This window comes from Pseudoalteromonas sp. 5Ae-yellow, assembly GCF_014077565.1.
In the GTDB taxonomy this organism is placed as follows: domain Bacteria; phylum Pseudomonadota; class Gammaproteobacteria; order Enterobacterales; family Alteromonadaceae; genus Pseudoalteromonas.
Genome location: NZ_JACGWD010000023.1, coordinates 1 through 16,527, shown reverse-complemented (window position 1 = coordinate 16,527; position 16,527 = coordinate 1). Strand labels below are relative to the sequence as shown.

The 16,527-nt window shown below is 40.8% G+C and carries 14 protein-coding genes; 9 read left to right on the top strand and 5 right to left on the bottom strand.

Features of this window, described 5'->3' with window-relative positions; genetic code table 11:
- Window positions 1–154 precede the first annotated feature (154 nt).
- The gene (locus H4J63_RS08320) at window positions 155–1,075 is read left to right on the top strand and encodes a GGDEF domain-containing protein (protein WP_024605135.1); all 921 of its coding nucleotides are present in this window, start codon (window positions 155–157) and stop codon (window positions 1,073–1,075) included.
- On the top strand, window positions 1,059–2,060 hold the full coding sequence (locus tag H4J63_RS08315; RefSeq protein WP_182195942.1) for an AraC family transcriptional regulator: 1,002 nt from the start codon (window positions 1,059–1,061) through the stop codon (window positions 2,058–2,060). Before H4J63_RS08320 ends, H4J63_RS08315 begins: the two co-directional genes overlap by 17 nt.
- A 1-nt stretch (window position 2,061) precedes the next feature.
- Here the strand turns inward: H4J63_RS08315 and H4J63_RS08310 are convergent, their stop codons facing one another.
- The 4 genes from H4J63_RS08310 to ettA all read right to left on the bottom strand — a co-directional run bounded on the left by H4J63_RS08310 (window position 2,062) and on the right by ettA (window position 5,778).
- Window positions 2,062–2,565 (bottom strand): TlpA disulfide reductase family protein, encoded by a 504-nt coding sequence (locus H4J63_RS08310; RefSeq protein WP_138489503.1) that lies wholly within the window; start codon window positions 2,563–2,565, stop codon window positions 2,062–2,064.
- A gap of 62 nt (window positions 2,566–2,627) precedes the next feature.
- A complete protein-coding gene (locus H4J63_RS08305) occupies window positions 2,628–3,536 on the bottom strand; it encodes a histone deacetylase (RefSeq protein ID WP_182195940.1) in 909 nt (302 codons plus the stop codon).
- A gap of 53 nt (window positions 3,537–3,589) precedes the next feature.
- Window positions 3,590–3,958, bottom strand: a complete 369-nt coding sequence (locus H4J63_RS08300; RefSeq protein WP_182195937.1) for a PilZ domain-containing protein — start codon at window positions 3,956–3,958, stop codon at window positions 3,590–3,592.
- A 146-nt stretch (window positions 3,959–4,104) separates the two neighbouring features.
- Complete coding sequence (gene ettA, locus H4J63_RS08295; RefSeq protein WP_182195935.1) at window positions 4,105–5,778, bottom strand: energy-dependent translational throttle protein EttA; 1,674 nt, start codon at window positions 5,776–5,778, stop codon at window positions 4,105–4,107.
- Between the two features lie 222 nt (window positions 5,779–6,000).
- On the opposite strand from ettA, the gene metA reads away from it, so the two are divergent.
- The 7 genes from metA (at window position 6,001) to H4J63_RS08260 (ending at window position 15,898) form a co-directional block, all read left to right on the top strand.
- Window positions 6,001–6,948, top strand: a complete 948-nt coding sequence (metA, locus tag H4J63_RS08290) for a homoserine O-succinyltransferase (protein ID WP_182195932.1) — start codon at window positions 6,001–6,003, stop codon at window positions 6,946–6,948.
- On the top strand, window positions 6,938–8,011 hold the full coding sequence (locus H4J63_RS08285; protein WP_024605362.1) for a homocysteine S-methyltransferase family protein: 1,074 nt from the start codon (window positions 6,938–6,940) through the stop codon (window positions 8,009–8,011). The genes metA and H4J63_RS08285 overlap by 11 nt, the downstream gene beginning before the upstream one ends.
- A gap of 9 nt (window positions 8,012–8,020) precedes the next feature.
- Window positions 8,021–10,651, top strand: coding sequence for a methionine synthase (gene metH / locus H4J63_RS08280; RefSeq protein WP_182195929.1), 2,631 nt, complete (start codon window positions 8,021–8,023; stop codon window positions 10,649–10,651).
- 153 nt (window positions 10,652–10,804) lie between these two features.
- A complete protein-coding gene (locus H4J63_RS08275; protein WP_010555175.1) occupies window positions 10,805–12,154 on the top strand; it encodes a Fic family protein in 1,350 nt (449 codons plus the stop codon).
- A gap of 27 nt (window positions 12,155–12,181) precedes the next feature.
- Entirely contained in the window at window positions 12,182–12,955 is a 774-nt protein-coding gene (locus tag H4J63_RS08270; protein ID WP_182195926.1) for a hypothetical protein, read from the top strand.
- A gap of 187 nt (window positions 12,956–13,142) precedes the next feature.
- Window positions 13,143–13,640, top strand: a complete 498-nt coding sequence (locus H4J63_RS08265; RefSeq protein WP_182195923.1) for a (2Fe-2S)-binding protein — start codon at window positions 13,143–13,145, stop codon at window positions 13,638–13,640.
- The gene (locus H4J63_RS08260; RefSeq protein ID WP_182195921.1) at window positions 13,637–15,898 is read left to right on the top strand and encodes a xanthine dehydrogenase family protein molybdopterin-binding subunit; all 2,262 of its coding nucleotides are present in this window, start codon (window positions 13,637–13,639) and stop codon (window positions 15,896–15,898) included. The genes H4J63_RS08265 and H4J63_RS08260 overlap by 4 nt, the downstream gene beginning before the upstream one ends.
- Window positions 15,899–15,967: 69 nt before the next feature.
- Here the strand turns inward: H4J63_RS08260 and H4J63_RS08255 are convergent, their stop codons facing one another.
- The gene (locus H4J63_RS08255; RefSeq protein ID WP_007581220.1) at window positions 15,968–16,165 is read right to left on the bottom strand and encodes a CsbD family protein; all 198 of its coding nucleotides are present in this window, start codon (window positions 16,163–16,165) and stop codon (window positions 15,968–15,970) included.
- Window positions 16,166–16,527: the final 362 nt, after the last annotated feature.

Below are 16,527 nucleotides of genomic sequence, written 5' to 3'. Positions count from 1 at the left end.
TATCACTCCTCGTAAAGTCAGGTGTTATGTACCGTGCAGGGCTGTTTTTAAAGTAGGTATCATCTCGTTGTCATATAGCTGAGCTAATATGACCCTGCTAACAAAAACTTGTATGAACTAACTTTAAAACTCATTTATAAACGAGATACCGCACATGCGATTTAACCCCTTTATCAGCCACCGATTATTAATAAACGCTATTATTGCGATGTTTTTTAGCGCTGTGTTTTTAAGTAGTTATTTAGGTGTATTAAAAACTTACGCCAGTATTCAGTGGCTCGATATTATGGGGGAGGGCGGTATTGTATTAATGACCCTTGTATGGATTGCCGCGTTATTAATTTCAAGACCACCGAGTAAAGTAACCACTTACTTAGTGATAGGTGTTGGGCTATTTATGTTCTCGGCAACCCTAGATTTACTTGATGAATGGCTAATGCATCCCGCCCATCAATGGCTCAGTTGGATTGAATCTCTGCCAGCCCCTTTAGGCATGTTGTTAACGAGTGTGGGTTTGTATTATTGGCATCAAGAGCAGTACGTATTAAATCGTCAGCTACGCCGCCGTGAAGCGCATTTACGTGAGCACGATAAGGTGTGCTCAGTTACAGGTCTTTATAAGGCGCAGTACCTAGATTCTGCAATTAAAGAGCAACTTACGAGCAAACAACCACTCTGGCTTGGCGCGATTGATATTCGTGATTTTTCGCATTTTAATAGTGAGTTTGGCTTTAGTGAGGGCGACCGGTTACTGCGTGAAATTAGCGAGCTATTGTTAATGAATTGCCGACTAAGTGATGTAGTGTGCCGCTACGCAGGAGATTGCTTTATGGTACTAATGCCAGCTACTACAGAGCAGCAAGCTAAAGAGCTAATGGCACAAATTAAAGGAGCTCTAAAGCATTGTGCATTTAAAGTTGAAGCATCTAAAAAAGCAAAGTTTCAATATGTCACTACCGCCTTAATACAAGGTAATAAGCATAGCAGTACAGATAAACTAACAAGCCAACTGCATAGTCAATTACAACAAAAAAAGCATCAACAAAAAGTAGCGCACCGTGCACACGTTTGTTAGCCAAGACGATAAATATTTAAGCGCTCAAGGGCTTATTACGTCAGCTGTAGAGCTTGCTCAAAGCCGAAACATAAATTTACATAAGTTGCTACGCGGTACCGGTATTTTTGAACAAGACTTACTTAATTTTCAGCATACATTTAGTGTGTCTCAGCAGGTGCGTTTATTAGCTCAATTTAAGTTGTTGATGAAAAGTACTGACAGTAGTTTTTTACTCGGTAGCCAACTTATTAACGACACTCGAGCCGAAGCTCAGGCATTGATATATAGCGATAATTTAGCTCAAGTATTAAAGCAATTATCACTTTTAAGAATGCAATTAGCGCCTTTGCTGTTTAGCCAAACGTATATTAAAAACGATAATGTTTATATTTACATTCAGCCAGCACATGGGCTTGATGAAAGCCTTTACCACTATGTGCTAGAGATATACAGCACTGCATTTTATAGTTTACTTAAACGAGTGAGCGAAAGTTACCCGCATTGTCAGTTCGACTTTGCTTTTAAACGCCCTCGGCATATTCAAGAATACGAGCAAAATTTAGGGCTAAAGGTAAGTTTTGATAAGCCATGTACTCGCTGGGTATTAAATAAAACCATGTTAAGGGCTAAAAACCCGCATGCGAGTGAATTACGATTTATGCAAGCGCAGTCGCAGCTACATAATAAAAGCGTAGTTAGCATGACTTTTATTGAAGCCGTTTGCAGATACTTATACTCTCACCCAAGTGCTAATTTAGAGTGTACCGCGAAGCACTTTGCTATGAGTTCAGCTACATTTAAGCGCAGGCTCAAACTCAATGGGGTACGCTTTTCAGCGTTAATAGATGAGCAAAATAAGCACAAAGCTATTTACCTACTTACTCTGTGCGCTAAACATAACGAACAAGTCGCTGAGCATTTAGCTTTTTACGATATACCTAACTTTCGGCGCGCCTTTAAGCGCTGGACAGGCTTAACACCTAATCAGTTAAAAGCGCAATAAGTTACTCAGTTGCCATGTCGATGGAGTGCAACAATGTTCGTGCATTTAAATGAAGGTTTGGATCTTCTGGATTTGACGTATTAGTCAGCCAAATTACATTGCCTTCTTTATTTACAAACAATGTAGTAGGTGTGCCTCGTATACCTAATTGCTGTGCTATTGCATCGGCTTTTACAGCTGTTTTAAAAGTATAACCTCTTTCGCTAAGTGCTTTAGCGGGGGTAGCATCGTCATCTTCTTTAAAGCTCACGGCAATAACTTTTAAGCCCATATCATCAATTTTTTGAAGTGCTGGCTGCAGCTTTTTACAGTACGGACACCACGTTGCCCAAAAGTGTAAAACGTAAGGTTGACCTAATAAATCTTGAGTGTTGAGCGGCGACCCATCAGCCATTTGTAAATTTAATGTAGGCAATTTAGGATATGTTGCTTCTGAGCTTGTATCTTGTGCGTAAGCTGTAAAGCTTAATAAAATTAGCGTGATGGTAATAAATAGCTGTTTCATAATATGCTCTTTTTTATTTTACATATTAAACAAGAACGATAATTTAACATTTTTCTTTCAAACTAAAAGCCAGCAGCTTGTTCAACAACAATAGCGTGGCGTTTAGCGAGGCGTAGGTGATCTCTATCGTAACCACCACCTATTACTGTGGCAACAGGTGTGTTGTGCTCAAGGCATCGTTTTAGCACTAAATGGTCGCGCTTAACTATGCCATCCCAGCTTATATCTAATTTACCCAAGCCATCACCTTGCCAAATATCAACGCCTGCATCGTAAAGTACCAAGCTTGGGTTTAGCTCTTTAAGTAAATAACTCAAGGTTTCGTCAACTATGGCAAGGTATTCGTCGTCTTTCATGTTGTCGGCTAAACCAATATCTAAATCGCTAGCGGACTTTCTAAAGGGGAAGTTTTTTTCACAATGGATAGAACAAGTATAAGCGTATGCTTGATGCTCTAACATTGCGGCTGTGCCATCACCTTGGTGCACGTCTAAATCAAAAATAAGTACGTTAGTTACTTCACCCGATTCAATTAAAGTTTGCGTAGTAAAGGCTAAATCGTTAACCATGCAGTAGCCTGAGCCAAAATCGGTATGCGCATGGTGTGTACCACCAGCTAAGTGGCACGCTATACCATGTTTAAGTGCTAAACGAGCTGTTTGCAGCGTGCCTTGAGGTGCAGTAAAGGTACGTGCCATAAGCTCTTTTGACCAAGGTAGGCCAATGCGACGCATTGCTTTTTCATCTAAGCGGTTATTCCACAAGTCATGTATATAGTTTTCGCAGTGTATTAGCTCAAGCGGCTCTGGCGTACCGAGAATTGGTTCTACCAAGTTACTGCCGATTAAACCAAGCTCTGCAACATGCTGATATAAATGTGCAAACTTACTCATTGCAAAACGATGCTTTGGATCAAAATTAAACGAGTAGTTAGGGTGATACACCAAAGGTAAATGTGGATTTAAAGTCATGTTTGCACAAGTTAAAAAGTTTGTTCTATGGTAATCAACTAATCCTAATGAGTCTATTCTTGCGTGTCGTGAATCAACATGGCGAGTTCGCGATGTAATAGTTCGTCATCAGCTAAGTTTAACTCTATTAACCGCTTTAAATAAGTAATGCTGTCTATATCAATATGGTGGCACTTTAAACCAATATGATCCGCTTCTATATGGCACACCACAACCTCCATATTTATTTCTATTTCGCTTTGAGGAGGTATAAAACGCAGTATTGCATTAGTATCAGTATTGCTTATAAAAGCATCACACTTAGTGATTAATGCACCATGTAAAGATACATCAAGTAATTTACATGGGTATTGGTGATCATTAAAAATTACTTGTACATCGGTTGAAAATAAAACACGAGAAAACTGACGACGATTTTGCATAACCTAATTTAGCCTTACTGTTTTTATAATAAATTAAGCATAGCGGGTAATTCTCTACATGCTAGCAGGATATGCTCCTGTAATGCTGGTGGCATAAAAAAGCCCCGCATAAATGCAGGGCTTAAGAATTTATCTAAAATCAGCTATTAACCAATTTTTTTGTACTTAATACGTTTAGGTTCAGTTGCTGCTGCACCAAGTGTCTTTTTAAGCCACTCTTCGTATTCAGTATAGTTACCATCAAAGAAGTTAATTTGACCTTCGTCGCGGTAATCTAAAATGTGCGTAGCAATACGGTCAAGGAACCAACGGTCATGCGATATACACATTACACAACCAGGAAACTCTAAAATAGCGTTCTCTAGCGCACGTAGTGTTTCAACGTCCAAGTCATTGGTTGGCTCATCGAGTAGTAATACATTGCCGCCAGCTTTTAATAACTTAGCAAGGTGTAAACGGTTACGTTCACCACCTGATAGGTCTTTAACAAACTTTTGCTGATCGTTACCTTTAAAGTTAAAGCGACTTACATACGCACGACTTGGGAACTCAAAGTTACCAATTTTTAGTACGTCTTGACCGTCTGATATTTCTTGGAAAACAGTTTTGCTTTCGTCCATACCATCACGGAACTGATCAACGGTCGCAAGGTGTACAGTTTCGCCAACGGTGATGCTACCGCTGTCTTGCTCTTGCTCACCGCTTATCATTTTAAATAACGTTGATTTACCCGCGCCATTCGCACCGATAATGCCCACAATGGCACCTTTTGGCATGCTAAAGCTTAAATCGTCAATTAAAACGCGATCGCCAAAACTCTTACGAAGATTAGTTACTTCAAGTACTTGGTCGCCTAAACGCGGGCCAGGTGGAATAAACATCTCGTTAGTTTCGTTACGTTTTTGGTAATCAGACTGCTGCATTTCAGTAAACTGAGCCATACGTGCTTTTGACTTAGCTTGACGACCTTTAGGGTTTGAACGAACCCATTCAAGTTCTTGCGCAATTGATTTTTGACGTGCTTTTTCAGATTTTTGTTCTTGCTGTAAGCGCGCATCTTTTTGTTCAAGCCAAGAAGAGTAGTTACCCTCCCATGGAATACCTTCACCACGGTCAAGCTCCAATATCCAACCAGCTACATTATCAAGGAAGTAACGGTCATGCGTTACTGCCACAACAGTGCCTTCGTAATCGTGTAAGAAACGCTCTAACCATGCAACCGACTCAGCATCCAAGTGGTTAGTTGGTTCATCGAGAATAAGCATGTCTGGTTTTTCAAGCAGTAATCGACATATAGCAACACGACGACGCTCACCACCTGAAAGGTGCTCAATTTTAGCATCCCATTCTGGCAGGCGAAGTGCATCAGCTGCGCGTTCTAAAACGTTGTCGATGTTATGACCATCGTGCGCCTGAATAACAGCTTCAAGCTCGCCTTGCTCTTTTGCAAGTGCGTCAAAGTCAGCGTCTTCCATGGCGTATTCGTTATACACTTCGTCAAGACGTTTAAGTGCATGTTTAACTTCGCCAACAGCTTCTTCAACAGTTTCACGTACTGTTTTACTTTCGTCTAAAATAGGTTCTTGCGGTAAATAACCAATTTTAGTACCAGGCTGAGGATGTGCATCACCTTCAAAATCTTGGTCAACACCGGCCATAATACGTAGTAACGTAGATTTACCAGAACCGTTTAAACCAAGCACACCAATTTTAGCGCCAGGAAAAAAGTGCAACGAAATATCTTTTAAGATAGTGCGCTTAGGTGGCACAACCTTAGATACTCGACTCATCGAGAATATAAATTTATCAGGTAAAACCATGGAGGAAAGCCTTCAAATAATAATAAAAATTTCAATGTTGTATTGTAGTGGCTGACGGGTGAAACAGTCAACGAATGGCGGGTTTTAAAGCACCAAAGCATGCTTGTAAGTAAAATATAAAATCATGAATAAATTTCATTTGGACATCTATACATCTAGAGGTTGATATTTTTTACTTTCAGTTCATAATTAAGCTTCGGTTTTTATGAGCAGGAGTAAAGTATGCCAATTACAGTAAAAGACGAGTTGCCGGCAATTGCACGTTTACGTAAAGAAAACGTATTTGTAATGCCAAAAAGTCGTGCAAAAACGCAAGAAATACGCCCAATGCGTTTGGCTATTTTAAATTTAATGCCTAATAAAGTAGAAACCGAAGTTCAGTTTATTCGCTTACTTGCCAATTCGCCTTTGCAAGTAAACGTAGAACTACTGCGCCTCGACACTCACCGCAGTAGCAGCAATTCAGAAGAGCACCTTGATACCTTTTACCGTTATTTTTCTGAGGTTAAAGACAACAATTACGATGCATTAATAGTAACCGGTGCGCCACTTGCGCATTTAGAATACGACGATGTAGCGTATTGGGATGAGCTAAAAGTCATTATTGATTGGGCTGAGCAACACGTTACCTCTACGTTGTTTTCGTGTTGGGCAGCACATGCAGCGTTATATCACCGTTACAACTTAAAGCGTGATTTAAAAGACGACAAACTGTGTGGTGTATTTACCCACCAATGTTATTTTGATCACGGTGCACTGACTCGCGGATTCGACGACACCTTTTTAGTACCGCACTCACGCTACGGCCACATTGATATAAATAAAATAAATGCCTGTGAAGAGCTAGTAGTACTGGCAGGTTCTGAGCGAGTAGGGGCTTACTTACTTAAAAATAAATCGGGTAGCCAAGTGTTTATAACCGGCCACCCAGAGTACGACGCCGATAGCTTAAAAGCTGAATACGAGCGCGATTGTAAAAAAAGCCCTAATGCACCTAAGCCCGAAAATTACTTTCCGGATGACGATGCAACCAAACAACCTTCAAAAACGTGGCAAAGCCATGCTTTTTTACTTTTTTCGAACTGGTTAAATTACTACGTGTACCAAACCACACCGTATGATATTAATTTAGTTAGCCAAGATGTGAGGACTAACAACTATGCCGAATAACGCGCCTACAAATAATAAGCAAGCCGAAATAAGTGCCGCATTAAAAGAACGCATTTTAATTTTAGATGGCGCTATGGGCACCATGATCCAAGATCATAAGCTAGAAGAAGAAGACTATCGCGGAGAGCGTTTTAAAGACTGGCATGTATTAATTAAAGGCAATAACGATTTATTAAGCCTAACCAAGCCCGACTTAATCACTGATATTCATCGTGGTTTTTTATCAGCGGGCGCCGATATTATTGAAACCAACACGTTTAACTCGACCACTATTTCGATGGAAGATTACGACATGGCAAACCTAAGCCGTGAAATAAACCTAGAGTCGGCTAAATTAGCACGCGCAATTTGCGATGAATTTACGGCTAAAACGCCAGAAAAACCACGCTATGTAGCCGGTGTTTTAGGGCCGACATCTAAAACGTGTTCAATTTCGCCAGATGTAAACGATCCGGGTTACCGAAATGTCACCTTTGATAAGCTAGTTACTGCGTATGTAGAGTCTACCCTTGCATTAATGGAAGGCGGCGCCGATTTAATACTAATCGAAACTATATTCGACACGCTTAATGCAAAAGCCGCCTCGTTTGGTGTAGAAGAAGCCTTTGAGCAAGCAGGGCGCACATTACCAGTTATGATCTCGGGCACTATTACCGACGCTTCAGGGCGTACGCTTTCTGGGCAAACAACCGAAGCATTTTATAACTCTATTCGCCATATTAAGCCTATTTCGATTGGTTTAAACTGCGCGCTTGGCCCTGATTTACTGCGCCAATATGTAGAAGAGCTTTCGCGCGTGTGCGAAACCTTTACGTCGGTACACCCTAATGCGGGCTTGCCTAATGAGTTTGGTGAATACGACTTAGAAGCGCCTGAAATGGCAGCCGAAATTATCGATTGGGGTAAATCGGGCTTTATTAATATAGTAGGTGGATGTTGTGGCACCACGCCTGCGCATATTCGTGCTTTTGCAAAAGGTTTAGCAGGCGTTAAACCACGCCAACTGCCAGAGCTTGAAGTACGCATGCGTTTATCAGGCCTTGAAGCCTGTAACTTAAATTAAGGAGCCAACATGACCCAACAAATAGCAGTATTTACTAATGTCGGCGAACGTACCAATGTAACCGGTTCTGCAATGTTTAAACGTTTAATCATGGAAGAAGACTTTGAAGCCGCGCTAACAGTGGCCCGCGAGCAAGTAGAAAATGGCGCACAGGTTATTGATATAAACATGGACGAAGCCATGTTGGACTCAAAAGCCGCCATGGTTAAGTTTTTAAACTTAATAGTCTCAGAGCCTGATATTTCACGCGTACCAATTATGGTCGACTCCTCAAAGTGGGAAGTAATAGAAGCCGGCTTAAAGTGTATTCAAGGCAAGGCAATTGTTAACTCAATATCGTTAAAAGAGGGCGAAGAGCCGTTTATTCGCCAAGCTAAAATAATAAAACGCTTTGGTGCAGCCGCTGTTGTAATGGCGTTTGATACCGACGGGCAAGCCGACACGGCAGACCGTAAGTTCGCAATATGTGCGCGCAGTTATAAAATATTGGTAGAAGACATTGGCTTTGCGCCAGAAGATATTATTTTCGACCCTAATATATTTGCCGTAGCCACAGGGATAGAAGAGCACGACAACTACGCCGTAGAATTTATTGAAGGTACACGCCGCATTAAGCAAAATTTGCCGCACTGTAAAGTGTCGGGCGGTGTATCAAATGTATCGTTTTCGTTTAGAGGTAATAACCCCGTACGTGAAGCCATTCACTCGGTGTTTTTATATCACGCCATAAAAGCGGGTATGGATATGGGCATTGTAAATGCAGGGCAACTCGCCGTTTACGACGACATCCCAGAAGAGCTTCGTAAAGCCGTTGAAGACGTAATACTTAACACAGACCCAGGTGCAGGCGAGCGTTTAGTAGAGCTTGCACCAAAATACTCTGGTATGGCACAAGCCGAGCGAGTAGAAGATTTAGAATGGCGCACATGGCCTGTTGAAAAACGCCTTGAGCACGCGCTTGTAAAAGGCATTACTACCTTTATAGATGAAGATACCGAAGAGTGCCGCGCTGCTGCCGATAAACCTATTCACGTAATTGAAGGGCCGTTAATGGATGGCATGAACGTAGTAGGGGATTTATTTGGCGCAGGTAAAATGTTTTTACCACAAGTGGTTAAATCGGCGCGCGTAATGAAACGAGCCGTAGCCTACTTAGACCCATTTATTGAAGCCGAAAAAGAAGAAGGTTCAACTAACGGTAAAATAGTGATGGCGACCGTAAAAGGTGACGTACACGACATAGGTAAAAATATTGTGGGTGTTGTACTGCAATGTAATAACTATGAAGTAATCGACTTAGGTGTAATGGTACCGGCTGATAAAATACTGCAAACCGCCATCGACGAAAAAGCTGATATTATTGGATTATCGGGCTTAATTACCCCATCGCTTGACGAAATGGTACACGTAGCAAAAGAAATGAAACGCCGTGGCTTTGAACTGCCGCTGTTAATTGGTGGTGCAACTACTTCTAAAGCGCACACCGCAGTAAAAATTGAGCCGCAATATGACAAAGGCGTAGTGTATGTAAGTAATGCCAGCCGTGCGGTAGGTGTAGTATCTAATTTATTATCAAAAGAGCATAAGCCTGGTTTTTTAGAAAAAACCCAAGCTGAATATGTAAAAGTACGCGAGCAACAAGCGCGTAAAAAACCTCGCTCTAAGCCTGTTACAATCCAGCGCGCACGCGATAACGCAGCACAACTCGATTGGGATAACTACACGCCACCAGTGCCTAAAAAGCTCGGCGTGATCGAGTTTAAAAACGTATCCATTGCCACTTTGCGTAAATACATAGATTGGACGCCATACTTTATGACGTGGTCAATCGCCGGTAAATACCCGCGCATAATGACCGACGAAGTAGTAGGCGAGCAAGCGCAAAGCTTATTTAAAGACGCTAACGATATGTTAGATGACCTTGAAAAAGCAGGTAGTTTGCAACCACTTGGCGTAATTGGTTTATTCCCTGCTAACCGCGTAGGGGACGACATAGAAATATACACCGACGAAACACGCAAAGAGTTATTAACGACCTCATGCCATTTACGCCAGCAAACCGAAAAAACCGACTTTGCTAATTATTGCCTAGCCGACTACATAGCACCAAAAGGCACGCCTGATTACTTTGGCGCGTTTGCAGTAACGGGCGGCCTAGAAGAAGACGACTTAGCAAATGCGTTTGACGCACAGCAAGACGACTACAATAAAATAATGGTAAAAGCCGTAGCCGACAGGCTCGCCGAAGCGTTTGCAGAATACTTACATGAAAAAGTACGTAAAGAGTATTGGGGTTTTGCACCAGACGAAAACCTAGCAAACGATGAGTTAATACGCGAAAACTACCAAGGTATTCGCCCAGCGCCAGGTTACCCAGCGTGCCCAGAGCACACTGAGAAAAAGAAAATTTGGCAGTTGCTCGACACCGAAAAACGCATTGGTATGCAGCTAACTAGTTCGTACGCCATGTGGCCAGGTGCTGCTGTTTCGGGTTGGTACTTTTCACACCCCGAAGCTAAATACTACGCAGTAGCAGCGGTACAACGCGATCAAGTAGAAGACTACGCTAAACGAACTAATATGACGCTAGCAGAAGCTGAAAGATGGCTATCGCCTAATTTGGGGTATGATCCGGAGTAATAGAACAGCTGTCAGTTAAAATAAAAGCGAGCCTAATTAAGCTCGCTTTTGGTATAAAGTTATTTACCTAAACTTAAATTTGTTTTTTTACGTTGACGAGTTTTTAATTATAAGTAAACTCATTATATAAAAATTAAGTTTAGGTGTTTTACTATGGCAAGAATTAGAGTTCCCAAACCATTAAACGAGTTACTATCTATTACACCTTCTGATGAGTTTATTCCACTTTTAGGGCAGTTTGGTCCTACAAATTCAGAAGGGAAATATCTCCACTGGGATAAATTTATATGGCGTATACCTAAAGATATATCAGAACAAGCTGCTTGGGTAGCTACGAAGCTGTCAAGGAAAACTATATCAAAAAAAATATCATTAGTTGCAGAAAAAAATAAACAATTCACTTACTGTATTCCAGATTCACTTCATGCATTACTTCATCAGATCGATAAATTATCTGGTGGTGGGCATGCAATTGGTGATGGTTCATTTATTACTACAAAAGAAAAAGATAGGTACCTGGTTAAGAGCTTAATGATGGAAGAAGCAATAACATCTTCTCAACTCGAAGGCGCATCTACAACGAGGAAAATAGCGAAAGAAATGCTTGAAACAAAAAGGCAACCTATCGATAAATCTGAACAAATGATTTTCAATAATTACCTTTTGATGAAAAAAGCACTAGAGAGAAAAGATGAAGCTCTTTCTATAGAGCTAATACTAGAGCTTCATGCAATTGCTACATATAAAGCTATTGATAATGATGCGATTTCAGGAGCTTTAAGAGAAGACAATGATATAGCAGTTTCAAACCTCTACAATGAATTAGCGCATACACCTCCATGCTTCTCTTCTTTAAAGGAAAGGTTATTATCTTTATGTGATTTTGCAAATGAAAAGCATGATGGGGCTAATAGCGACACGTTTATACATCCATTAGTTAAAGCGATTATTTTACATTTCATGATCGGTTACATTCATCCTTTTGGGGATGGGAATGGAAGAACTGCCAGAGCTATTTTTTATTGGTATATGCTCAGTTCTGGTTATTGGTTATTTGAATATGTGTCAATTAGTAAGCTAATCCAAGAAAAGAGAAGTGATTATGATGCAGCATTTGTTTACACAGAAACAGACGAATTTGACTTAACTTACTTTATTTATCATCAAGTTGATGTTGTCATGAAAGCGGTTAATTCATTAAATACTCACATAGAATCTAAAAAAAGTGAATTTTATCAATTCATGGAGTGGATCGAAAAAAGCCCTCTATCAAAGAACTTCAAGCGAGGTCAATTAGAGTTGCTCAAAGAAGCTGTAAAGCATCCAGGTAAAATATTTACTACTAAACAGGTTTCCATAGAATTTGATATTAATGAGAACACAGCAAGAACATATTTAAATGGATTAGTTGATGCAGATCTTTTAATTGCTACGAAAAGTAAAAAAAGCAAAGCTATTAGATATCTATCTCCTGCAGGGTTAAGAGAAAAACTAAAAATATAATTAGTTTCGTTATATTAGAACCTTTAAATGAAGATCAGGTTCAACTTTGAAGGGCATTACCACATAGTATTGTGGTTATGCCTACTTTTTACATCTAGCACATTTGCTCTTGAGCAAAAATATCACGAGTTCGTTTTACCTGTTATTGCAGCCTTTGCAGATCACGATAAACCTGTAATTGCTGCACTTATTCGTTACCCGCTAAAACGACGATATCTGATACCTGACATTAAAAATGAAGCTGAGTTTATCAACCGCTTTGATGAAGTGTTTAATGATGAGTTAGTAGCAGTTATTGCCAGTTCAAAAATTGATACTGATTGGGATAAAGTAGGTTGGCGCGGCATTATGCTAAATAACGGCGTTATGTGGGTAGATACCGACGGTAAAATTATTGCTGTAAATACACAAAATACTAAAGAGCAGGCACTTGCTAAAAGCTTAATCGAACAAGGTAAGCAATTTTTGCATTCAAGTATCAATACTTTTAAAAAACCAATACTCGATTGGAAAACGGCTAACTACCATATTCGTGTTGATGATTTAGGTGATGGAAATTACCGTTATGCAGTGTGGGGTATTAATAAGAAGCCAAGTGACAAGCCTGATATGGTTTTACTAAATGGCGATATTACATTTGAGGGCAGCGGCGGAAATCATCATTATACGTTTAAAAATGGTCGCTATAGTTATGTGCTACACGTAACTATTATTGGCTGCGATACATCACCACCAGGTTGGCTTGAAGTTTATAAAGACGATGAGCGATTACTATTTGAAGATGTTATAAGCACTCATTAATGTATGTTTTAGTATGCTTGATAATGTAGATCTGTTTTCAACAGTTAAACGTTCTAATAATTAGTATTTTTGTAAAATAGATCTAAGTGGTAGGCTAAAAGTAGTAAGTATAAAATAGTAAGTAATTAAAAATAGTTCTCGCGCAACAAGGAACCCTCCTGTAAAGCGCTTTGCCAAGGAGTTTAGTATGATCACGCTTACCATTAATGATAATAAACATGAGTTTTCTGGCGATCCGTCAACGCCAGTATTATGGTATCTCCGAGACGAATTGAATTTAACTGGGCCTAAATTTGGCTGTGGTATGGCGCAGTGCGGTGCGTGTACTGTGCATATAGATGGGGTAGCTCAGCGCTCGTGTGTATTACCTGTAGCGGCAGTAGCGAGTCTTTCAATTACAACAATTGAAGGGTTAAGCGAGCAGGGCGACCATCCAGTACAACAAGCATGGATAGAGCATAAGGTACCGCAGTGTGGTTTTTGCCAGTGCGGCCAAATGATGCAAGCTGCAAGCTTATTAGCTGCAAACCCAACCCCAACCGACGATGAAATAGTAAGTAATATGTCGGGAAATATTTGCCGTTGTGGTACATACCCGCGTATTCATAAAGCAATTAAATCAGCTGCTAAAACAATGGCGAGTGTTCAGTATTTTGACCCAAATGAACAAGGGGAAGAAGTATGAACCAAAATAATAAATATTTTGATTTAAACCGCCGTAAGTTTTTAAAAACCAGTGCAATAGGTGCGTTGGTACTCGGTACCTATTTTGTAGGCAGTGCGCCAAGAGCATTTGCGGGTGTGTTAGAGCAGCCATCTGAGCTGGCAAAACGCGCAAACTTATTTATTGCACTGCGCCCAGACGGCATGGTTGAAATAACGTGCCATCGCTCTGAAATGGGTCAGCAAATTCGCACCGCGATTGCACAAATAGTTGCCGATGAAATGGAAGCCGCGTGGGATAAGGTTATCGTTATTCAGGGTAAGGGCGACCCTAAATACGGCGATCAAAATACCGATGGCTCGCGCAGTATCCGCTACAACATGCAGCGCCTGCGTGAAATGGGCGCAAGTGTACGTTACATGATGCAGCATGCTGCCGCTAAGTATTGGAAAGTTGACCCGCAGACCTGTACAGCCAATCAACACGTTGTTACACACAGCTCAGGTAAATCGCTTACTTATAAAGATTTAATCGACTTAGCGCTTACAATAACGCCACCAGAAGCTGACAAACTAACACTTAAAACACGCAAAGAATGGCGCTACATTAATACTGGCATGGCGCACATAGATTTAGCCGATTTAGTAACAGGTAAAGCAATATTTGCAGCCGATGTACGCGAACCAAAAGCGCTGGTGGCTATAATTGAACGCCCGCCGGTAGTAGGCGGTGTTGTTAAGTCATTTGATGCCAGTGCTACAAAAGCGATAAACGGCGTTATAGATGTTATTGAAATACCTGCACCAAAAGGCGCACCGCAGTTTCAGCCAAAAGGTGGCATTGCGATTATAGCTAAAAACACATGGGCTGCATGGCAAGGGCGTAAAGCATTAAAAGTGGTGTGGGATGATGGCAAAAATGGCGATTACAATTCAGAAGAATTTAAAAAGTCATTATTACAAACAGTACAAACTCCACAGGCAAACATACGTGATAAAGGCGATGCCATGGGCGTGTTGGCTAAATCGAGCAATAAATTGGTAGCTGATTATTACGCACCGCATCTTGCTCAAGCACCAATGGAGCCGCCTTGTGCAACAGCTATGTACAACAAAGACAGTGTTGATATATGGGCTGCTACGCAAAATCCACAAGCCGATATGAAAACAGTGGCTGCAATGCTTGGCATGGATGAGAGCAAAATTAATGTTCACGTTACCATGTTAGGGGGCGGCTTTGGGCGTAAGTCAAAACCTGACTTTTCAGCAGAAGCGGCTTACCTTTCAATGAAAGTAGGCAAACCTATTCGTGTGCAATGGACGCGTGAAGACGACATACAACATGGTTTTTACCATGCTGTTTCGGCTCAGCACATTGAAGCATCGCTAGATAAAAATGGCGCAATAGAATCGTATTTACACCGCACCGCGTTTTCACCAATTACCTCTACCTTTTCAGAAGGGGCGACTACGCCGGGAAGCTTTGAACTGCGCTTAGGATTTACCGATAACCCTATTAACACACCTAACATGAAGTTAGAAAACGGTGATGCGCCTGCTAAAGCACGAATTGGTTGGATGCGTTCTGTATCAAATATTTTTCATGCCTTTGCTATTCAGTCATTTATTGGTGAAGCAGCGCACAAAGCCGGTCGCGACCAAAAAGACTATTTACTAGACACTATAGGTCCGAGTCGTATTGTTGATGTAACAGAGCAAAATGCTACATACGATAATTACGGTGGCGATAAAGCGGTTTATCCTTTAGATATTGGCAGGCTGCGCCATGTTATTGAAAAAGTAGCTGACATGAGTAAATGGGGTCGAGAACTTCCTAAAGGTCGAGGTTTAGGCATAGCAGCGCATAGAAGCTTTTTAACTTATGTAGCTACGGTAGTTGAAGTAGAAGTGTCGGATGCTGGCGATTTAAACGTAATTAAATCGTGGGTTGCCATTGATGCGGGTACGGTTGTAAACACCGACACAGTTAAAAATCAAACCCAAGGTGGCTCTATTTATGGTATTACCACTGCAATCAGCGATGGTATTACCTTTGATAAAGGGCGCGTACAGCAAAGTAACTTTCATGATTATCGTGTACCGCGTATGAGCGACTCACCTCTTGAGATTGAAGTTGAAATTGTACAAAGTGATGCACCACCAGCAGGAGTAGGCGAGCCGTCTACACCAGTTTATGCGCCAGCATTATGTAATGCTATTTTTGCAGCGTGCGGAAAGCGTATTAGTCAGTTACCGATTGGTAACCAATTAAAAGCGTAACTAAATAACCTACAGCTTAAACAAAAAAAACCGCCAAATGGCGGTTTTTTTAAAAGCGGTTAACGCGGTTTAACGACCTTTTTCAAACTCATCAACTTCACGCTCTGCTTCTTCTTTAGATTTACCGTATTGCTGCTGAATTTTACCAACTAGCTCTGTACGGCTACCTTCAATTTTATCTAAATCGTCGTTGGTAAGATCGCCCCATTTTTGTTGAGCCTTACCTTTAAGTTCTTTCCAATTACCTTCGATACGATCGCTGTTCATAAGTTTATCCTTACTTTAGGTTAGTGAATTAACTGTCAGTTATAAAGTAGCAAGCCTTGTACCAATGAATAATAATGGTTTTATTGCTTTTATTATCAGTTGGTTATATTTTTATGTTGAGCGATTTTGTTTTTAATATTGCGCTATTTATTAAAAAATATACATAGCAGCCTGTAATTATTGCTGACATAAGTTACGCCGCTTTGATGTAACTCATTCTTAAATTTTTGTTTTAAGCTAGGGCGTGTTGATCTTTGTGGTATGAAAAACAAACAGCATGAAGATAAGGTATAATTGAATTCGCCAGAAAACTTTACACCGAACCTACATGCCAAGATTAATGTTAACAGACGGGACATGGA